Source organism: Clostridioides sp. ES-S-0054-01 (assembly GCA_021561035.1).
In the GTDB taxonomy this organism is placed as follows: Bacteria; Bacillota; Clostridia; order Peptostreptococcales; family Peptostreptococcaceae; genus Clostridioides.
Window position 1 is genome coordinate 35117 of record CP067346.1, and the last position, 19958, is coordinate 55074.

The 19958-nt window shown below is 36.4% G+C and carries 8 protein-coding genes, 43 tRNA genes and 2 rRNA genes; all 53 read left to right on the forward strand.

Annotation, left to right across the window (positions count from 1 at the left end; all coding sequences use genetic code 11):
* The first annotated feature begins 57 nt into the window (after nucleotides 1–57).
* The 53 genes from JJC02_00185 to radA all read left to right on the forward strand — a co-directional run bounded on the left by JJC02_00185 (nucleotide 58) and on the right by radA (nucleotide 19958).
* Nucleotides 58–2954: ribosomal RNA gene (locus JJC02_00185) — 23S ribosomal RNA — on the forward strand.
* 183 nt (nucleotides 2955–3137) lie between these two features.
* A 5S ribosomal RNA gene (gene rrf / locus JJC02_00190) occupies nucleotides 3138–3254 on the forward strand.
* Between the two features lie 6 nt (nucleotides 3255–3260).
* Nucleotides 3261–3335: transfer RNA gene (locus JJC02_00195), tRNA-Asn, on the forward strand.
* Nucleotides 3336–3340: 5 nt separating this feature from the next.
* Nucleotides 3341–3426: transfer RNA gene (locus JJC02_00200), tRNA-Leu, on the forward strand.
* 15 nt (nucleotides 3427–3441) lie between these two features.
* A tRNA-Met gene (locus tag JJC02_00205) sits at nucleotides 3442–3517 on the forward strand.
* 7 nt (nucleotides 3518–3524) lie between these two features.
* A tRNA-Glu gene (locus tag JJC02_00210) sits at nucleotides 3525–3599 on the forward strand.
* A gap of 9 nt (nucleotides 3600–3608) precedes the next feature.
* Nucleotides 3609–3682, forward strand: a tRNA-Gly gene (locus JJC02_00215).
* 5 nt (nucleotides 3683–3687) lie between these two features.
* Nucleotides 3688–3763 (forward strand) — tRNA-Val (locus tag JJC02_00220).
* A 5-nt stretch (nucleotides 3764–3768) separates the two neighbouring features.
* Nucleotides 3769–3845: transfer RNA gene (locus JJC02_00225), tRNA-Asp, on the forward strand.
* Nucleotides 3846–3854: 9 nt separating this feature from the next.
* Nucleotides 3855–3929, forward strand: a tRNA-Thr gene (locus JJC02_00230).
* A gap of 14 nt (nucleotides 3930–3943) precedes the next feature.
* Nucleotides 3944–4028: transfer RNA gene (locus JJC02_00235), tRNA-Tyr, on the forward strand.
* Nucleotides 4029–4036: 8 nt separating this feature from the next.
* A tRNA-Leu gene (locus tag JJC02_00240) sits at nucleotides 4037–4120 on the forward strand.
* A 30-nt stretch (nucleotides 4121–4150) separates the two neighbouring features.
* A tRNA-Arg gene (locus JJC02_00245) sits at nucleotides 4151–4227 on the forward strand.
* 9 nt (nucleotides 4228–4236) lie between these two features.
* Nucleotides 4237–4312: transfer RNA gene (locus JJC02_00250), tRNA-Gln, on the forward strand.
* Nucleotides 4313–4401: 89 nt separating this feature from the next.
* Nucleotides 4402–4490 (forward strand) — tRNA-Ser (locus tag JJC02_00255).
* Between the two features lie 3 nt (nucleotides 4491–4493).
* Nucleotides 4494–4569: transfer RNA gene (locus JJC02_00260), tRNA-Phe, on the forward strand.
* A gap of 6 nt (nucleotides 4570–4575) precedes the next feature.
* Nucleotides 4576–4649, forward strand: a tRNA-Met gene (locus JJC02_00265).
* Between the two features lie 14 nt (nucleotides 4650–4663).
* Nucleotides 4664–4740 (forward strand) — tRNA-Ile (locus JJC02_00270).
* 23 nt (nucleotides 4741–4763) lie between these two features.
* Nucleotides 4764–4840 (forward strand) — tRNA-Pro (locus JJC02_00275).
* A 7-nt stretch (nucleotides 4841–4847) separates the two neighbouring features.
* Nucleotides 4848–4924: transfer RNA gene (locus tag JJC02_00280), tRNA-His, on the forward strand.
* 8 nt (nucleotides 4925–4932) lie between these two features.
* Nucleotides 4933–5008 (forward strand) — tRNA-Lys (locus JJC02_00285).
* A gap of 7 nt (nucleotides 5009–5015) precedes the next feature.
* A tRNA-Cys gene (locus JJC02_00290) sits at nucleotides 5016–5089 on the forward strand.
* Nucleotides 5090–5095: 6 nt separating this feature from the next.
* Nucleotides 5096–5170: transfer RNA gene (locus tag JJC02_00295), tRNA-Asn, on the forward strand.
* A 6-nt stretch (nucleotides 5171–5176) separates the two neighbouring features.
* Nucleotides 5177–5262 (forward strand) — tRNA-Leu (locus JJC02_00300).
* A gap of 15 nt (nucleotides 5263–5277) precedes the next feature.
* A tRNA-Met gene (locus JJC02_00305) sits at nucleotides 5278–5353 on the forward strand.
* A gap of 7 nt (nucleotides 5354–5360) precedes the next feature.
* A tRNA-Glu gene (locus tag JJC02_00310) sits at nucleotides 5361–5435 on the forward strand.
* A gap of 9 nt (nucleotides 5436–5444) precedes the next feature.
* A tRNA-Gly gene (locus JJC02_00315) sits at nucleotides 5445–5518 on the forward strand.
* Between the two features lie 5 nt (nucleotides 5519–5523).
* A tRNA-Val gene (locus JJC02_00320) sits at nucleotides 5524–5599 on the forward strand.
* Nucleotides 5600–5604: 5 nt separating this feature from the next.
* Nucleotides 5605–5681, forward strand: a tRNA-Asp gene (locus JJC02_00325).
* 9 nt (nucleotides 5682–5690) lie between these two features.
* Nucleotides 5691–5765, forward strand: a tRNA-Thr gene (locus JJC02_00330).
* A 14-nt stretch (nucleotides 5766–5779) separates the two neighbouring features.
* Nucleotides 5780–5864: transfer RNA gene (locus JJC02_00335), tRNA-Tyr, on the forward strand.
* An 8-nt stretch (nucleotides 5865–5872) separates the two neighbouring features.
* Nucleotides 5873–5956: transfer RNA gene (locus JJC02_00340), tRNA-Leu, on the forward strand.
* 23 nt (nucleotides 5957–5979) lie between these two features.
* Nucleotides 5980–6054 (forward strand) — tRNA-Gly (locus JJC02_00345).
* A gap of 25 nt (nucleotides 6055–6079) precedes the next feature.
* Nucleotides 6080–6156, forward strand: a tRNA-Arg gene (locus JJC02_00350).
* 9 nt (nucleotides 6157–6165) lie between these two features.
* A tRNA-Gln gene (locus JJC02_00355) sits at nucleotides 6166–6241 on the forward strand.
* Between the two features lie 8 nt (nucleotides 6242–6249).
* Nucleotides 6250–6325, forward strand: a tRNA-Lys gene (locus JJC02_00360).
* A gap of 2 nt (nucleotides 6326–6327) precedes the next feature.
* Nucleotides 6328–6416 (forward strand) — tRNA-Ser (locus JJC02_00365).
* 3 nt (nucleotides 6417–6419) lie between these two features.
* Nucleotides 6420–6495 (forward strand) — tRNA-Phe (locus JJC02_00370).
* Nucleotides 6496–6501: 6 nt separating this feature from the next.
* Nucleotides 6502–6575: transfer RNA gene (locus JJC02_00375), tRNA-Met, on the forward strand.
* 14 nt (nucleotides 6576–6589) lie between these two features.
* Nucleotides 6590–6666: transfer RNA gene (locus tag JJC02_00380), tRNA-Ile, on the forward strand.
* Between the two features lie 20 nt (nucleotides 6667–6686).
* Nucleotides 6687–6763 (forward strand) — tRNA-His (locus JJC02_00385).
* Between the two features lie 8 nt (nucleotides 6764–6771).
* A tRNA-Lys gene (locus tag JJC02_00390) sits at nucleotides 6772–6847 on the forward strand.
* A 7-nt stretch (nucleotides 6848–6854) separates the two neighbouring features.
* Nucleotides 6855–6928 (forward strand) — tRNA-Cys (locus tag JJC02_00395).
* 7 nt (nucleotides 6929–6935) lie between these two features.
* Nucleotides 6936–7012 (forward strand) — tRNA-Arg (locus tag JJC02_00400).
* Nucleotides 7013–7024: 12 nt separating this feature from the next.
* Nucleotides 7025–7100 (forward strand) — tRNA-Val (locus JJC02_00405).
* 75 nt (nucleotides 7101–7175) lie between these two features.
* Entirely contained in the window at nucleotides 7176–7589 is a 414-nt protein-coding gene (locus tag JJC02_00410) for a hypothetical protein (protein ID UDN54734.1), read from the forward strand.
* Between the two features lie 312 nt (nucleotides 7590–7901).
* Entirely contained in the window at nucleotides 7902–11333 is a 3432-nt protein-coding gene (locus JJC02_00415) for a pyruvate carboxylase (GenBank protein UDN54735.1), read from the forward strand.
* 241 nt (nucleotides 11334–11574) lie between these two features.
* Entirely contained in the window at nucleotides 11575–13503 is a 1929-nt protein-coding gene (locus tag JJC02_00420; GenBank protein ID UDN54736.1) for an elongation factor G, read from the forward strand.
* A 461-nt stretch (nucleotides 13504–13964) separates the two neighbouring features.
* Nucleotides 13965–14429, forward strand: a complete 465-nt coding sequence (locus tag JJC02_00425) for a CtsR family transcriptional regulator (GenBank protein UDN54737.1) — start codon at nucleotides 13965–13967, stop codon at nucleotides 14427–14429.
* Between the two features lie 6 nt (nucleotides 14430–14435).
* Nucleotides 14436–14930, forward strand: a complete 495-nt coding sequence (locus JJC02_00430) for a UvrB/UvrC motif-containing protein (GenBank protein ID UDN54738.1) — start codon at nucleotides 14436–14438, stop codon at nucleotides 14928–14930.
* 15 nt (nucleotides 14931–14945) lie between these two features.
* Nucleotides 14946–15971, forward strand: coding sequence for a protein arginine kinase (locus JJC02_00435; GenBank protein UDN54739.1), 1026 nt, complete (start codon nucleotides 14946–14948; stop codon nucleotides 15969–15971).
* Complete coding sequence (locus tag JJC02_00440; protein ID UDN54740.1) at nucleotides 15958–18405, forward strand: ATP-dependent Clp protease ATP-binding subunit; 2448 nt, start codon at nucleotides 15958–15960, stop codon at nucleotides 18403–18405. Before JJC02_00435 ends, JJC02_00440 begins: the two co-directional genes overlap by 14 nt.
* A gap of 179 nt (nucleotides 18406–18584) precedes the next feature.
* On the forward strand, nucleotides 18585–19958 hold the full coding sequence (gene radA, locus JJC02_00445; GenBank protein ID UDN54741.1) for a DNA repair protein RadA: 1374 nt from the start codon (nucleotides 18585–18587) through the stop codon (nucleotides 19956–19958).

A 19958-nucleotide genomic window follows, 5' to 3' on the forward strand; every position in this document is an offset into this window, starting at 1 on the left:
GATAACTTTTTAAAATTATCAAGTTGATAGACTTTAATCTATCAAACCTTTTTAACTGGTCAAGTTATTAAGGGTGCAGGGCGGATGCCTTGGCACTAGGAGCCGATGAAGGACGTGATAAGCTGCGATAAGCTTCGGGGAGTTGCACGTAAACTTTGATCCGAAGATTTCCGAATGAGGAAACTCACTTAGAGTAATGTCTAAGTATCATTGAGTGAATACATAGCTTAATGAGGGGAACTCAGGGAACTGAAACATCTAAGTACCTGAAGGAAGAGAAAGAAATTCGATTCCGTAAGTAGCGGCGAGCGAACGCGGATTAGCCCAAACCAATAAAGTTTTCTTTATTGGGGTTGCGGACATATCATAACGAAGAGGTATCGTAATTGAAGAGGTTTGGAAAGACCCACCACAGAAGGTAATAGTCCTGTATGTTAAACGAGAAGACTTCAGATATGATCCAGAGTACCACGGGACACGTGAAACCCTGTGGGAAGCAGGAGGGACCACCCTCCAAGGCTAAATACTACCTAGTGACCGATAGCGTATAGTACCGTGAGGGAAAGGTGAAAAGAACCCCGGGAGGGGAGTGAAATAGAACCTGAAACCCTGCACTTACAAGCTGTGGAAGCACATTTCTTGTGTGACCGCGTACTTTTTGTAGAACGGGCCAACGAGTTACGTTAAGTAGCAAGGTTAAGCACTTAAGGTGTGGAGCCGTAGCGAAAGCGAGTTTTAACTGAGCGTTCAGTTACTTGACGTAGACCCGAAACCGGGCGACCTACCCATGAGCAGGATGAAGCGAAAGTAAAATTTCGTGGAGGTCCGAACCCACGAGCGTTGAAAAGCTCGGGGATGACTTGTGGGTAGCGGTGAAATTCCAATCGAGCCCGGAGATAGCTGGTTCTCCCCGAAATAGCTTTAGGGCTAGCCTCAAGGTGAGAGATACGGAGGTAGAGCACTGAATGTCCTAGGGGGTATTGCACCTACCGAAGACTATCAAACTCCGAATGCCGTCATCTTATACTTGGGAGTCAGACTGTGGGTGATAAGATTCATAGTCGAAAGGGCAACAGCCCAGATCGTCAGCTAAGGTCCCTAAATGTAAGTTAAGTGGTAAAGGATGTGGGATTGCACAGACAACCAGGATGTTGGCTTAGAAGCAGCCACTCATTCAAAGAGTGCGTAATAGCTCACTGGTCGAGTGATCCTGCGCCGAAGATTTCCGGGGCTAAAACTTACTACCGAAGCTACGGCATCATTATGATGGGTAGGGGAGCTTCCCATACGGGTTGAAGCATGACCGTAAGGACATGTGGACAGTATGGGAGTGAGAATGTTGGCATGAGTAGCGAGATGTGGGTGAGAATCCCACAGGCCGTAAACCCAAGGTTTCCAGGGGAAGGTTCGTCCGCCCTGGGTTAGTCGGGACCTAAGCTGAGGCCGAAAGGCGTAGGTGATGGACAACAGGTTGATATTCCTGTACTACCGATAACCGTTTGAGAGATGGGATGACACAGTAGGATAAGCTAAGCACACTGTTGGTTATGTGTGCCCAAGCATTGAGGCAGTCAGAGTAGGTAAATCCGCTTTGATAATGCTGGGATGTGATGGGGAGCGAAATTTAGTAGCGAAGTAGCTGATTTCACACTGTCAAGAAAAGTCTCTATCGAGGTTAAAGGTACCCGTACCGCAAACCGACACAGGTGGGTGAGGAGAGTATCCTAAGGCCAGCGAGAGAACTGTTGTTAAGGAACTCGGCAAAATGACCCCGTAACTTAGGGATAAGGGGTGCCACCATCCGGTGGCCGCAGAGAATAGGCCCAAGCGACTGTTTACCAAAAACATAGGTTTCTGCTAAGTCGCAAGACGATGTATAGGAGCTGACGCCTGCCCGGTGCTGGAAGGTTAAGGGGATCTGTTAGAGCAATCGAAGCAGTGAACTTAAGCCCCAGTAAACGGCGGCCGTAACTATAACGGTCCTAAGGTAGCGAAATTCCTTGTCGGGTAAGTTCCGACCCGCACGAAAGGCGTAACGATTTGGGCACTGTCTCAACAACAGACTCGGTGAAATTGTAATTCCGGTGAAGATGCCGGATACCTGCGACAGGACGGAAAGACCCCATGGAGCTTTACTGTAGCTTGACATTGGGTCTTGGTACTACATGTACAGGATAGGTGGGAGGCTTTGAAACCAGGACGCCAGTTTTGGCGGAGCCATCCTTGGGATACCACCCTTGTAGTACTGGGACTCTAACCATAGGCCATGAATCTGGTCTTGGGACACTGTCAGGTGGGCAGTTTGACTGGGGCGGTCGCCTCCCAAAAGGTAACGGAGGCGCTCAAAGGTTCTCTCAGTACGGTCGGAAATCGTACGTAGAGTGTAAAGGCAAAAGAGAGCTTGATTGCAAGACATACAGGTCGAGCAAGGATGAAAATCGGACTTAGTGATCCGGTGGTTCTGCGTGGAAGGGCCATCGCTCAACGGATAAAAGCTACCCTGGGGATAACAGGCTTATCTCCCCCAAGAGTCCACATCGACGGGGAGGTTTGGCACCTCGATGTCGGCTCATCACATCCTGGGGCTGTAGTAGGTCCCAAGGGTTGGGCTGTTCGCCCATTAAAGTGGTACGCGAGCTGGGTTCAGAACGTCGTGAGACAGTTCGGTCCCTATCCGTCGCAGGCGTAGGAAATTTGAGAAGACCTGTCCTTAGTACGAGAGGACCGGGATGGACGTACCTCTGGTGTACCAGTTGTCCTGCCAAGGGCATGGCTGGGTAGCTATGTACGGAATGGATAAGCGCTGAAAGCATCTAAGCGCGAAGCCAACTTCAAGATAAGATTTCCCACCGCAAGGGTAAGACCCCAGAAAGACTATCTGGTTGATAGGTCGAAGGTGTAAGTGCAGTAATGTATTTAGCTTATCGATACTAATAGGTCGAGGACTTGACCAATATTTATTTGATGTTTGTTCAGTAAAATATATGTGTAGTTTTTAGAGTGTTAATTTTATGTAAAGTACTAACTTCAATTAATACAGTATGTATCATAAAAACAATTATTATTTAGTACTTTAAAACTATTGACATTTAAAAATAAAGATGTTAATATAATACTTATCTTATAAATAGGCAATATGTGGTTATAATAGCAAAGAGGATACACCTGTTTCCATTCCGAACACAGAAGTTAAGCCCTTTAGCGCTGATGGTACTTGGTGGGAAACTGCCTGGGAGAGTAGGACGTAGCCACGTGGATATTCCAAGGTAGCTCAATGGTGGAGCAACCGGCTGTTAACCGGTAGGCTGTGGGTTCGAGCCCCACCCTTGGAGCCAAAAAAGCCGAAGTGGCGGAACTGGCAGACGCACAGGACTTAAAATCCTGCGGGACTTACCTCTCGTACCGGTTCGATTCCGGTCTTCGGCACTTATAAAATAATATCGCGGAGTGGAGCAGTTGGCAGCTCGTCGGGCTCATAACCCGAAGGTCGTAGGTTCAAGTCCTGCCTCCGCAACCATTAAAATGGCTCGTTGGTCAAGAGGTTAAGACACCGCCCTTTCACGGCGGTAACAGGGGTTCAATTCCCCTACGAGTCACCAATTAAATATGCGGGTGTAGCTCAATGGTAGAGTTCTGGCCTTCCAAGCCAGCTGTGAGGGTTCGATCCCCTTCACCCGCTCCAAAGATGGGACCATAGCTCAGCTGGGAGAGCACCTGCCTTACAAGCAGGGGGTCACAGGTTCGAGCCCTGTTGGTCCCACCATTTGCGGCCTGGTAGTTCAGTTGGTTAGAATGCCAGCCTGTCACGCTGGAGGTCGAGGGTTCGAGCCCCTTCCAGGTCGCCAAAATAAAATGCTGGTGTGGCTCAACGGTAGAGCAGCTGACTTGTAATCAGCAGGTTGTAGGTTCGATTCCTATCACCAGCTCCATGTAAAGTTAATACGGAGGATTTCCCGAGCGGCCAAAGGGGGCAGACTGTAAATCTGTTGTCATCGACTTCGGTGGTTCGAATCCACCATCCTCCACCAAAAAATGCGCGGATGTGGCGGAATTGGCAGACGCACTAGACTTAGGATCTAGCGCCATTGGCGTGGGGGTTCGACTCCCTTCATCCGCACCATTTATATTTGATTTATATGCATATAATTGTGGGTGCATAGCTCAGCTGGATAGAGCAACGCCCTTCTAAGGCGTGTGTCCGGGGTTCGAATCCCTGTGCGCTCACCACATATATATTGGGGATTAGCCAAGTCGGTAAGGCACATGACTTTGACTCATGTATGCGTAGGTTCGAGTCCTGCATCCCCAGCCAAGTAATATATTTATTAAGCTATATTTAAATTGTTTGTATTTTGAATATAGTTAAGTATGATTTTAGCGTAAGTTTAAGTATTTGAATGTGGAGAGGTGTCCGAGTGGTTTAAGGAGCTGGTCTTGAAAACCAGTGACTTCGAAAGGGGCCGTGGGTTCGAATCCCACCCTCTCCGCCAGATGCCCAGATAGCTCAGTCGGTAGAGCAGGGGACTGAAAATCCCCGTGTCGGTGGTTCGATTCCGCCTCTGGGCACCAGAATATGGCGGTATAGCTTAGTTGGCTAGAGCGTTCGGTTCATACCCGAGAGGTCATAGGTTCGACTCCTATTACCGCTACTAAAATTTAATGTGGGCCATTAGCTCAGTTGGTTAGAGCGCCCGGCTCATAACCGGTAGGTCTGGGGTTCGAGTCCCTGATGGCCCACCACATTAAATTAATTAATAAAAATTCGAGGTGTAGCGCAGTTTGGTAGCGCACATGGTTTGGGACCATGGGGCCGGGGGTTCGAGTCCCTTCACCTCGACCAATATAAGGTGGGTATAGCTCAGTTGGTTAGAGCGCCAGATTGTGGCTCTGGAGGTCGTGAGTTCGACTCTCATTATCCACCCCAAATAGCATGGTCTATTAGCTCAGTCGGTAGAGCACCTGACTTTTAATCAGGGTGTCCCGCGTTCGAGTCGCGGATAGATCACCAAAAAGGTGGCGACATAGCCAAGTGGTAAGGCAGTGGACTGCAACTCCTTGATCCCCAGTTCGAATCTGGGTGTCGCCTCCAATATATTCCAAGGTAGCTCAACGGTGGAGCAACCGGCTGTTAACCGGTAGGCTGTGGGTTCGAGCCCCACCCTTGGAGCCAAAAAAAGCCGAAGTGGCGGAACTGGCAGACGCACAGGACTTAAAATCCTGCGGGACTTACCTCTCGTACCGGTTCGATTCCGGTCTTCGGCACTTATAAAACAATATCGCGGAGTGGAGCAGTTGGCAGCTCGTCGGGCTCATAACCCGAAGGTCGTAGGTTCAAGTCCTGCCTCCGCAACCATTAAAATGGCTCGTTGGTCAAGAGGTTAAGACACCGCCCTTTCACGGCGGTAACAGGGGTTCAATTCCCCTACGAGTCACCAATTAAATATGCGGGTGTAGCTCAATGGTAGAGTTCTGGCCTTCCAAGCCAGCTGTGAGGGTTCGATCCCCTTCACCCGCTCCAAAGATGGGACCATAGCTCAGCTGGGAGAGCACCTGCCTTACAAGCAGGGGGTCACAGGTTCGAGCCCTGTTGGTCCCACCATTTGCGGCCTGGTAGTTCAGTTGGTTAGAATGCCAGCCTGTCACGCTGGAGGTCGAGGGTTCGAGCCCCTTCCAGGTCGCCAAAATAAAATGCTGGTGTGGCTCAACGGTAGAGCAGCTGACTTGTAATCAGCAGGTTGTAGGTTCGATTCCTATCACCAGCTCCATGTAAAGTTAATACGGAGGATTTCCCGAGCGGCCAAAGGGGGCAGACTGTAAATCTGTTGTCATCGACTTCGGTGGTTCGAATCCACCATCCTCCACCAAAAAATGCGCGGATGTGGCGGAATTGGCAGACGCACTAGACTTAGGATCTAGCGCCATTGGCGTGGGGGTTCGACTCCCTTCATCCGCACCATTTTTATTTAATTTAATAAACGAGCGGGAATAGTTCAGTGGTAGAGCGCAACCTTGCCAAGGTTGAAGTCGCGAGTTCGAATCTCGTTTCCCGCTCCAAATTTTATGTTTATACTGGTAATGTGGGTGCATAGCTCAGCTGGATAGAGCAACGCCCTTCTAAGGCGTGTGTCCGGGGTTCGAATCCCTGTGCGCTCACCACACATATATTGGGGATTAGCCAAGTCGGTAAGGCACATGACTTTGACTCATGTATGCGTAGGTTCGAGTCCTGCATCCCCAGCCAAATAGTATGGTCTATTAGCTCAGTCGGTAGAGCACTTGACTTTTAATCAGGGTGTCCCGCGTTCGAGTCGCGGATAGATCACCAATGGAGAGGTGTCCGAGTGGTTTAAGGAGCTGGTCTTGAAAACCAGTGACTTCGAAAGGGGCCGTGGGTTCGAATCCCACCCTCTCCGCCAAATGCCCAGATAGCTCAGTCGGTAGAGCAGGGGACTGAAAATCCCCGTGTCGGTGGTTCGATTCCGCCTCTGGGCACCAGAATATGGCGGTATAGCTTAGTTGGCTAGAGCGTTCGGTTCATACCCGAGAGGTCATAGGTTCGACTCCTATTACCGCTACTAAAATTTAATGTGGGCCATTAGCTCAGTTGGTTAGAGCGCCCGGCTCATAACCGGTAGGTCTGGGGTTCGAGTCCCTGATGGCCCACCACATTAGATTATAAATATAAGGTGGGTATAGCTCAGTTGGTTAGAGCGCCAGATTGTGGCTCTGGAGGTCGTGAGTTCGACTCTCATTATCCACCCCAAATAGCATGGTCTATTAGCTCAGTCGGTAGAGCACCTGACTTTTAATCAGGGTGTCCCGCGTTCGAGTCGCGGATAGATCACCAAAAAGGCGGCGACATAGCCAAGTGGTAAGGCAGTGGACTGCAACTCCTTGATCCCCAGTTCGAATCTGGGTGTCGCCTCCAATAAAATGCGCTCATAGCTCAACTGGATAGAGTGTCTGACTACGAATCAGAAGGTTAGGGGTTCGAGTCCCTTTGGGCGCACCATATAAATATCGAGGGATTATAGCTCAGCTGGGAGAGCACCTGCCTTACAAGCAGGGGGTCACAGGTTCGAGCCCTGTTAATCCCACCAGTGCAAACCTCTAGTAATTTTACTAGAGGTTTTATTTTTGATTGAAAAAGTTTTTATATTTAGGAGGTAAGAAACTTGTATATAGTAATAGGAAATGAAATAATTGATAGTGAAGAACTCAAAACAACTATAGATAAAAATAGTAAATTTAAAGTCGAAAAGGATTTAAGTAAAAGCACAAAAAGAGAAGATGTAATAGCATATCAACTAAGCATAGATTTAAACTACTTAGATGCTCTTATAAATGAGCAATATGATTCTGTTAGTTTATCTGATGAGGAGAAATTTGATGAATATATGACTTTATCTGATGAACTTGCGTTGGATTTAGAAGAACTTATGCCAAAATACACAATAATAAATGCTAGAGCATATAAATTAGATGAAGTAGATGGAGTTATAAAAATAATACTAGCTGTAGCATATGCAGATTTAGGTCATTTAAAACTTTCTGATGTAGTAAAGAGGCTATCTAGACAAATAGATTAGAATATGAATAGATATGAACTATATTAAAAAAATATATAAAATCTTACGTAAAGATGTAAATAATTATGTAAACATAGAAAAAAATAGTATAAAATTAGGTCAATTGTAGAAATTTTCACATAAATTCATCTGAAATTCCATAAAAAATGCCTTAATTTTAGTGAGGTAAATTGAGTTTACACAGTCTAAAAATTACTTATATTTATAAATTTATCTTATTAATTAAGGAACTTTCTTAAACATCTTCAAAAATAAAGTATTTTAGTCTATAATCTTTAATATTACACAAACAATAAAGGAGAAGAATAGAGTATGCTTAAAAAGTTTAATAAAATACTAGTAGCTAACAGAGGCGAAATAGCTATAAGGATATTTAGAGCCTGTTCAGAATTGGGAATAAAAAGTGTTGGTATATACAGTAAAGAAGATAAATATGGATTATTTAGAACAAAAGCAGATGAATCATATTTGATAGGAGAAGGTAAAGGGCCAATAGATGCATATCTAGATATGGATGGAATAATAGATTTAGCAAAGAGAAAAAAAGTTGATGCTATACATCCGGGATATGGTTTTTTAGCAGAGAATGCAGAATTTGCTCGTAAGTGTGAAGAGAATGGAATTACTTTTATAGGACCATCATCTAAAGTAATGAATATGATGGGGGATAAGATAAATTCTAAAAAAATCGCAAAAGAAGTTAATGTTCAAACTATACCAGGAGTAGAAAAAGCAATAAGAAGTACTGAGGAAGCCAAAGAAGTTGCAAACAAAATAGGATATCCTGTTATGATAAAAGCATCTAATGGTGGTGGCGGTAGAGGTATGAGAATTGTACACTGCGAAGAAGACTTAGAGCTTGAATATGAAACTGCTTGTAGTGAATCAAGAAAAGCTTTTGGAGAAGATATCATATTTATAGAAAAATATATAGCTGATCCAAAACATATAGAAGTTCAAATATTAGGAGATAACTATGGAAATATAGTTCACTTATATGAGAGAGATTGTTCTGTTCAAAGGAGACACCAAAAAATAATAGAATATGCACCAGCTTTTTCACTAGATGATGAAGTAAGAAAAGAAATATGCGAGGATGCAGTTAAGTTATCAAAGCATGTGGGTTATTCTAATGCCGGAACATTAGAATTCTTAGTAGATGCAAATGGTGGACATTACTTTATAGAAATGAACACAAGAGTACAGGTTGAACATACTGTAACAGAGATGGTTACAGGAATAGATATAGTTCAAAGCCAAATACTAATAGCCCAAGGATACAGCTTAGATAGTGAAGAAATCAATATAAAATCACAAGATGATGTGGAAATAAGAGGATACTCTATCCAATGTAGAATAACTACAGAAGACCCTAAGAATAAATTCATGCCTGATACAGGTAAAATTCAAGTTTATAGAACTGGTTCAGGGTTTGGTATAAGGCTAGATGGAGGAAATGGATTTACAGGAGCAAACATAAGTCCTCACTATGATAGTTTATTAGTTAAAACAATATCTTGGGATAGAACATTCCAAGGAGCAATAAATAAAACTATAAGATCTATAAAAGAACTTAGAGTTAGAGGTGTTAAAACTAATGTAGGATTCTTAGTTAATGTTTTAAATAATCCTATATTTTCAAATGGTAAATGTAGTACTAAATTTATAGATGAAAATCCAGATTTATTTAAAATAACAGAAAGTAAAGATAGAGGAACAAAATTACTTCAGTTCATAGGTGATGTAATTGTAAATGATAATGCTTGTAAAGAAAAGCCATTATTTGACGCATTACATGACCCAAGAATGGATAAGGATGGTTCAAAGGCAGAAGGAAGTAAAATACTTTTTGATAAGTTAGGTAAATCTGCGTATATAGAAAAGATAAAAAATGATAAGAAATTATTATTAACAGATACAACAATGAGAGATGCACATCAATCATTATTAGCAACAAGAATAAGAACATATGACTTATTAAAAGCAGCTAAGCCAACAGAAAAATATCAAAAGGATTTATTCTCACTTGAAATGTGGGGTGGAGCTACTTATGATGTTGCATATAGATTTTTAAAAGAATCTCCTTGGCGTAGATTGCAAAAACTAAGAGAAGAAATACCAAGTATAATGTTCCAAATGTTACTTAGAGCATCAAATGGAGTTGGATATAAAAACTATCCAGATAATGTAATAGAAGAATTTACAAAAGAATCTGCTAGACAAGGTATAGATGTATTTAGAATATTTGACTCATTAAACTGGGTTGAAAATATGAAACCATCTATTAATACAGCTTTAGAAACTGGAAAAATTGTTGAAGCAACTATGTGTTACACAGGTGATATACTAGATAAGACTAAAACTAAATATAATCTGGAATATTATATTAAAATGGCACAAGAACTAGAAAGTTTAGGAGCCGATATAATAGCAATAAAAGATATGTCAGGGCTTCTTAAACCATATTCAGCTTATACACTAGTTAAAGAGTTAAAGAAAAATGTAAAAGCACCAATACATTTACACACTCATGATACAAGTGGAAATGGTGTAGCAACTTGTTTAATGGCATCAGAAGCTGGTGTAGACATAATTGATGCTGCACTAGAATCTATGGCAGGACTTACAAGTCAACCATCACTTAATGCTATAGTAGAGGCTCTTAAGAATACAGAAAGAGACACATGTATAGATTTATTTGGATATGATGAGTTAGGAAAATATTATAAGGATTTAAGAAAAGTTTATAATAAATTTGAAAGTGATTTAACTAATTCTTGTGCAGAAATATACAATTTTGAAATACCAGGAGGTCAATATACAAACCTAAAACCTCAAGCTGATAGTTTAGGATTAGTTAATAGATTTGATGAAGTTAAAGAAAAATATAAAGAAGCTAATGAAGTTGTAGGAGATATAATAAAAGTAACTCCATCTTCAAAAGTTGTAGGAGATTTAGCTATCTTTATGACTAAAAATAAATTAGATAAAGACAATATAATAGAAGAAGGTAAAAACTTATCATTCCCAGACTCTGTTGTGGACTACTGTAAAGGTATGATTGGTCAACCAGAAGGTGGAATACCAAAAGATTTACAAGAGGTAGTTTTAAAAGGTGAAGAAGCTATTACAGTAAGACCAGGTTCATTATTACCAGCAGAAGATTTTGATGAAATAGCTAAATATCTAAATGAAAAATATGATATAAATGCTAATATAAGAAATGTTATAAGTTATGCTTTATATCCAAAAGTATATGAAGATTATATCAAACATTTACAACACTATAATGATATATCTAAACTTGAAAGTGATGTATTCTTCTATGGATTAAATAAAAATGAAGAATGTGAAGTAGAAATAGAAGAAGGTAAAGTATTAACAATAAGATTAGTTGAAATCGGTGAAGTTAAGGAAAATGGATTTAGAACTATAGGATTTGAGTTAAATGGAATGGTTAGAGAAGTAGAGATAAAAGATAAGAACTTCTCTGGAAAAATTAATAATGTTGAAAAGGCTGATATGAATGACCCCCTTCAAATTGGAGCAAGTATTCCAGGAAAAGTTATAAAAATAATGGTTAAAGAAGAGGATGAAGTAAAAGCAAATCAACCATTAATAGTTATAGAGGCTATGAAGATGGAAACTATAATAGTTGCTAAGACTGATGGAGTAATTAAGTCAATCAAAGTAAAAGAAGATGATATGGTTGAAGATAAACAATTATTAATGATAATGAAGTAATTTAATTAAGATAATTAAAAAAACACTCTGAAATGTTTAATAAAAAATGTTTCAGAGTGTTTTTATTTATTTAAATTAAATATTTGTTAAAAAAAAGAGGACAATCACCTCCATATGTAGAAATAAAGTTAGTAAGGAAAATGTTATCTAAAAATTCTAAATATAGTAAATATTTTCCATAATATTTCTTAGGAAATAACAGCTAAGAGAAAATACATAAATTTAAAAGGTGGGTGCTTATATGAAGGTTTATGATAGTAAAATGTTGAGAAATGTAGCGGTATTAGGACATAGCGGATGTGGAAAAACAAATCTAATCGAAACTATAGCTTACACAGCAAACACTAATAAGATACCTAAATTAACAGACAAGGTAAATATGACTTATAGCATGGGATTAATACCTATAGAGTATAATGATTATAAGTTTAACTTATTGGATACCCCAGGATATTTTGACTTTAGCGGAGACGTTGTGTCATCTCTTAGAGCAAGTGATGCAGCAATAATAGTAATAGATGCAACAGCACCTATTCAAGTTGGTACAGAGAAATCATTAGAACTAACTGAGAGTATTCCTAAGATAATGTTTATAAATAAAATAGATAATGAAAAAGCAAGATATAAAGATGCAATAGCAATGTTAAGAGAAAAATACAATAATAAGATAGTTCCTATGATAAGTCCTATATACAAAGATAAAAACTTTGTAAAGTTGCATAATGTATTTGAAAACATAGATGATTTAGAAGGTGAGTTCAAGGAACAAGCTATGAGTGTTAAAGAGGCATTAATGGAGCTTATAGCAGAAACTGATGACCAAATATTAGATAAATATTTTAATGGTGAAGAATTAACTACAGAAGAGATACAAAAAGGTATTATTATAGGTATACAAAGAGGTGATATTATACCTGTAATATGTGGTTCAACTATAAATAATATAGGTACAAAGGAAATATTAGATACAATATCAAGTTATTTAGAACCTATCTTTACAGAGGAAAGCAAACCATTTAGGGGATTAGTATTTAAAACTATGGTTGACCCATTTGTTGGAAAGATGTCATATATAAAAATTACTGAGGGTGTACTTTCTAAGGATAAAGATATTTTTAGTATAAATAAAAATGTAAAAGAAAAAATAGCTAATATATATACATTGAGAAATAGTGAATTAGTAGAAATAGAAAAAGCTAAAGCTGGTGATATAGTAGTTATAACTAAAGTTAATTCTCTAAAAACAGGAGACACTATATCTGCAGATAAAGATGCAAAAGTTTTAGAAAAGATAGATTTTCCTAAACCACAAATATATTATGCAGTAACTCCTAAGAATAAAGGGGATGAAGAAAAAGTAGCATCTGTATTAAATAAACTGGTAGAAGAGGACCCTACATTACATTGGTATAGAAATACAGAGACAAAGCAAGCCCTTTTAGGAGGTCAAGGAGAACTTCATATAAAAACAATTAAAAATAAAATGAAAGATAAATTTGGTGTTGATGTTGAATTGAATGACCTTAAAGTTCCTTATAGAGAAACTATAAAAGGGACAGCTGATGTGCAAGGAAAACATAAAAAACAATCAGGTGGTCATGGTCAATATGGAGATGTAAAAATAAGATTTGAAAGATGTGAATCTGATTTTGAATTTACAGAAGAAATATTTGGAGGTTCTGTACCAAAACAATATATACCAGCAGTTGAAAAAGGTCTAAAAGATTCCATGCAAAAAGGTATATTAGCAGGTTATCCAGTTACAAATATAAAAGCTACACTTTACGATGGTTCATACCATGATGTAGACTCTTCTGAAATGGCCTTTAAGATGGCAGCAAGTGCAGCCTTTAAAAAAGGTATGGAAGAAGCACACCCAATACTACTAGAACCTATAATGAAACTTAAAATAACTGTTCCAGAAGAATATATGGGAGATGTTATGGGTGATATAAATAAGAGAAGAGGAAAAATATTTGGAATGGAACCAGATAACAAAGGTAAACAAATAATATTTGCAGAAGCTCCACAGGCAGAGACATTTAAATATGCAATAGATTTAAGAGCAATGACACAAGGTAGAGGATACTTTGAAATGGAACTAGAGAGATATGGAGAGGTTCCATCACAATTTGCAGAAAAAATAATTGGGTTAGCTACTGCAAAGTAATAAACAAGAATAAATAAAATAGAATAATAAACAATTAATAGACAATATTAAAAATATTTTTAGGATTTGAACTAGGTATAAGTTTATTTGAAGTAAACATATACCTAGTTTTTATATATTTTTAATGGATAAAAAAATAAAAAATACTTTCTTAAACGTTTTAATAAAAAGAAAGTATTTTTTTATTATTTTTTTCAAAATGTTTAATAATAAAGATGAGAAGGTATATCTAAAATATAAAATGTTTAAAATATTGAAATCTAATCATGAAGCAAAAACTTTAGTGTTTAGTTATCATAAACATAATAAATAAAAACTCATAATTAATGAAAAAATAGATTCATATATAAGTTACTATAAAAAATTTAAATTTATGCAATTTAGGGCTTTAAAAATTTAAATAATAGGTGTAAAATAATAGTCAAAGAAAGTCAAAAATAAAAAGGTGTGTGGTGAGATTAATGGCAACTATGACAGATATAATTGAAAAATTTATTAAAGATTTGATGGAAGAAGACAATAGCATACAAATTCAAAGAAATGAACTAGCAAACTTGTTTAGTTGTGCACCATCACAAATAAATTATGTCTTAACAACAAGATTTACAATAGATAAAGGATATTATATTGAAAGTAAAAAAGGTGGCGGAGGATATGTTCAAATAGAAAAAATACGAAAAAGTAAAGATGGGCATATTAGAGAACTATTAAATGAAAAAATAGGAAGTCAAATATCATATAAGAAAGCAAAAGAGTTATTACAAGGTTTAAGAGAGTCAGGTTTAATTAGTGAAAAAGAATTAAAATTAATATTATATGCAATAGATGATAAATCATTATGTATGCCAATCTATGAATTAAAGGAGAAGGTAAGGTCTAACATTTTAAAGAATATAATAATAGGATTATTTAGTATAGAGGGGTGATAATTTATGCTATGTCAAAAATGCAATAAGAATAAAGCATCTGTATATTACAATAAGATAGTCAATGGAGAAAAGACTGAGATGTATCTATGTAGTGAATGTGCAAAAGGGAATACAGAAATGAATTTTAATTTAGATATGCCTTTTTCAATGATGGATATATTTTCTAATTTAGGTTTTCAGCCTAAAAAAGAACTTGAAGAAAAGTTAGTTTGCCCTAAATGTAATATGACATATAGTGAATTTAAGAACAATGGAAGATTTGGATGTAATGAATGTTACAATGCATTTAGTAGTCAAGTAAATCCAATGCTTCAAAATATACATGGGCATATAGAACATACAGGCAAAGCACCTAAAAAATCTTTTTATAAGATAAGTGTGGAAAATGAGATTAAAGAACTAAAAGAAGATTTAGATAGAGCTATAAAAAATGAAGAGTATGAATTAGCTGTTCAATTTAGAGACAAAATTAAATATTTAAAAGGTTCTATTGACTAAGATTGGAGTGATATTATGAAAGAGAACATAGTCATGAAATCAAGAGTTAGGTTAGCTAGAAATTTAAATAATTATCCTTTTCCAAATAGATTAGATAAAGAATGTGCTATGGAAATAATAGAAAAAGTAAAAAATGCATTTATGAGTTCTAGTTTAGAACAAAAAGAAGAATTTGATTTCTATAAAATTGAAGATTTAGACCAATCTAAAAAAATGCTTATGGTTGAAGAACATATAATAAGCCCAGATTTAGCAGAAAATGATAAAAGTGCAGTTATAGTGAAAAAAGATAAAACTGTAAGTATAATGATAAATGAAGAAGACCATATAAGAATACAAACAATATGTGATGATTTGAATTTAGAATATGCATATAGTATAGCAAATGAAATAGATGATTTGTTAGAGTCAAGTTTAGAATATGCATTTAGTACAAAGGTAGGTTATCTAACATCTTGTCCAACTAATACAGGAACAGGAATGAGGGCTTCCGTAATGATGCATTTGCCAGCATTAAGTCAGCTAGGTTATATGGATGAACTTTATAAAATTTCATCACAAATAGGTATAGCAATCCGAGGTATATATGGAGAACGAACAGAAGCATTAGGAAATATATATCAAATATCTAATCAACTTACACTTGGAAGAACAGAGTCTAATATTATAGAAAATGTAAGTGGACTTGCAAAAGATGCAATTTCAAAAGAAATAAAAGCTAGAGAAATATTGCAAAAAAATTTAGGTATAAAACTAGAAGATAAAATATTTAGGTCAATAGGGACACTTGAAAACTCAAGAGTAATGAGTAGTGCAGAAGCAATGAGTCATCTATCTAATATAAAAATGGGAATAGAAATGAACTATATAGATAAACTAGATTTAAGGGCTATAGAACAACTTATGATAGGTATACAACCAGCACATCAGTCAATAATGTATAAGAGTGATGATGTTGAGGATAGAGATATAAATAGAGCAACATACATTAGAGAAACTTTGGAAAAATTAAGAGGAGGGATGAATTGTGAACTTCAATAGATTTACACAAAGAGCTAAGAAGGCAATTGATTTAGCGTTTGAATCTGCTAAAAGTTTAGGACACAATATTGTTGGAAGTGAACATATACTTTTAGGTCTTTTAAGAGAAGAAGAAGGTATAGCTTCTAAAGTTCTAAGTAAAGTTGGATTTACAGAAGCTTATTTAGAAGGAAAAATAGTTGATATGGAAGGTAAGGGAGAAGAAATCTCAGAAGAGATAGTACTAAGCCCAAGAAGTAAACAAATACTTGAATTATCAGGTATGTTTGCAAATAAGTTGAAAACAAATTATATTGGGACTGAGCATATATTGTTAGCAATTATTCAAGAAGGTGAAGGAATAGCTAATAAGATTTTAAATTATGCTGGAGTAAATGATAGGACTCTAGCCCAATTAACAATTGATATGATGGGTATTAGTGATAAAAATCAATACAAAGCAGAAAATAGTTACACGGGCAACCAGAATCAAGCAGAATCTAAAGTGCTTGATAAATATGGAAGAAATCTTACACTATATGCAAAGCAGAATAAAATAGACCCTGTAATAGGTAGAGAAAAAGAAATACAAAGAGTAATACAAATATTAAGTAGAAGGACTAAAAACAATCCAGTCTTGATAGGAGACCCAGGAGTAGGTAAAACAGCTATAGCTGAAGGTCTGGCAACAAATATAGCCTTAGGAAATGTTCCAGAAACATTAAAAAACAAAACTTTATATTCTTTAGAGATGGGTTCATTATTAGCTGGGGCTAAGTATAGAGGAGAATTTGAAGAGAGAATTAAAGAGGTTGTAGATGAAGTTGTTAAAAATGGAAATATAATTTTATTTATAGATGAAATGCATACAATAATAGGAGCTGGGTCTACAGGAGAAGGTTCTATAGATGCATCAAATATATTAAAACCAGCCTTAGCAAGAGGAGAAATACAAGTTATAGGTGCAACAACGATTGATGAATATAGAAAGCATGTTGAAAAAGATTCTGCCCTAGAAAGAAGATTCCAACCAGTTATGGTGGATGAGCCAACTAAAGAAGACTCAATAAAAATATTAGAAGGCTTGAGAGATAAATATGAAGCTCATCATAAAGTTAAAATAACTGATGACGCTATAAAGGCAGCTGTAGAATTATCAACTAGATATATATCAGACAGATATTTGCCAGATAAAGCTATAGACTTGATTGATGAAGCTGCATCAAAAGTAAGATTAAAAGAAAATACACCTCCTTCAGAAATAAAAAAATTAGAATTAGAAATAGAAAATATAGATAAAGAAAAAGAAGAAGCAGTAAGATGTCAAGACTTTGAGAAAGCAGCAAAAATAAGAGATGAACAAGGTCTGCTTAAAAAACAATTAGAAGATGTTAGACAAAGATGGAATAAGTCATCTAAGCATTCAGATTTAGTTGATGGAGAAGTTATTGCTGAGGTAGTAGGATTATGGACAGGAATACCTGTTAATAAAATTCTTGAAGAAGAAGCTGATAGACTTTTAAGACTTGAGGAAATACTGCACAATAGAGTCATAGGTCAAGAACAAGCAGTAAAATCTATCTCAAAGGCAATCAGAAGGTCAAGAGCAGGTCTTAAAGACCCGAATAGACCAATTGGTTCATTTTTATTTTTAGGTCCTACAGGAGTAGGTAAGACAGAATTATCTAAGGCATTGGCAGAAGTACAATTTGGAGATGAAAATCAAATAATTAGAATAGATATGTCTGAATATATGGAAAAACATGCAGTGTCAAGAATGATAGGTTCACCTCCAGGTTACGTAGGTCACGATGAAGGTGGTCAATTAACTGAAAAAGTAAGAAGAAATCCATATTCAGTTATCCTATTTGATGAGATAGAAAAAGCTCATCCAGATGTATTTAATATTCTATTACAAATTCTAGATGATGGTAGATTAACTGATTCAAAAGGAAGAACTGTAGATTTTAAGAATACTATTGTAATAATGACATCAAACGTTGGTGCATCTACAATTGGTAGACAAAAAACTTTAGGATTTAGTATAGCTAAAGGAGACGAAGAAGAAAAGTCTCAATATGAAAAAATGAAAGAAAATATAATGGGTGAATTAAAACAAAGATTCAGACCAGAGTTTTTAAACAGAATAGATGATATAATTGTTTTCCATTCATTAAATGAAAATCACATATCAAAAATAATACTTTTAATGACAGCAAAACTACAAGACAGACTAAAAGAAATGGATATAAAATTAGAAATGAGTGATGAGGCTGTTAAATTAATTTCTAAATCTGGATTTGACTTAGAATATGGGGCGAGACCTCTTAAAAGAGCCTTACAAAAAGAGTTGGAAGATGAGCTATCTGAGGCAATCTTAAAAGGCAATGTGAAAAAGGGAAGTAATGTAGTGGCAAAAGTCAAAGATGAGAAAATAGTTTTTGAAACTAAATAATTTAATAGAGTTGCATTTTAAAATATTGCAAATACAAGTTTTATGATTTAAACAAAATTTTAAGGGCAATGAATCTATAATAATTCATTGTCCTTAATTATTTTATTTAATATTTACATATTGTCTTTCATATATGCTAAAATTATAGTATAGAATAATAAATTAAGGATGATAAAAGTATGGCAAAAATAAAAACAAAATATGTATGTCAATCTTGTGGATATGAAACAGCTAAATGGCTTGGTAAATGTCCGGAATGTACAAAATGGAATACATTTGTAGAAGAAGTAGACCAAAAAAGCACCAAAAAAGAGGTCTTTATAATAGATAAATCCTCATCTAAACCAGTTAGTATAAATTCAATAGAAAGTAAAGAAGAAGAGAGGTTTACAACAGATATAAATGAATTAGATAGAGTACTTGGAGGAGGTATAGTTAAAGGCTCTTTAGTACTTGTTGGTGGAGACCCTGGTATAGGTAAATCAACGCTTTTAATCCAAGTATCTAGTAATGTTGCTAATTTAGGAAAAACTGTTTTATATATAACTGGAGAAGAATCAGAATCTCAAATAAAAATGAGAGCTAAAAGATTAGGTATTAACTCAGAAAATTTATATATATTTGCTGAAAATAATTTAAGTATAATTGAATCTTATTTAGAAAGCGTAAATCCAGAATTAATAATTCTAGACTCAATTCAAACTGTCTTTAGTCCAGAAATATCCTCGGCACCAGGAACTGTCAGCCAAATTAAAGAAGGTACTTCAAAATTCATGAAAATTTCTAAAAAAATGGGAATTTCAACATTTATAGTTGGGCATGTTACAAAAGAAGGTTCACTAGCAGGACCAAAATTATTAGAGCATATGGTTGATACTGTTCTATATTTTGAAGGAGAAAGATATAATACTTATAGATTAGTAAGGGCTGTTAAAAATAGATTTGGCTCAACTAATGAACTTGGAGTATTTGAAATGAGAGATTTGGGATTAGTAGAACTTGATAATCCATCTAAAATTTTAATATCTGAAAAACCAAAAGATGTAGCAGGTTCAGTAATAATATCTACGGTAGAAGGTACGAGACCGATGTTACTTGAATTACAAGCATTAGTTTCACCTACAAGTTTTGGTATACCAAAAAGAACATCTACAGGTGTAGATTACAATAGAGTAGGTATGTTGCTAGCAGTATTAGAAAAACGTGTTGGTTTGCAAATACAAAATCAAGATGTCTATATAAACATAGTTGGAGGAATAAAGATAAATGAACCTTCAATTGACTTGGGGATAGCTATTTCTGTAGCATCTAGTTTTAGAAATATACCAATAGATGAAGATATAGCTGTTACAGGAGAAGTGGGGCTTACAGGAGAAGTTAGAGCAGTAAGCTTTATAGAAAAGAGAATTGCTGAGTGTAAGAAGCTTGGATTTAAAAAAATAGTAATTCCTAGAAGTAATTATGAAGTTGTAAAAGATACTAAAGGCATAGAAATATGGCCGGCAGATAACTTAAGACAAGCTATAAATATAGTACTTGGGAGGAATCAATAA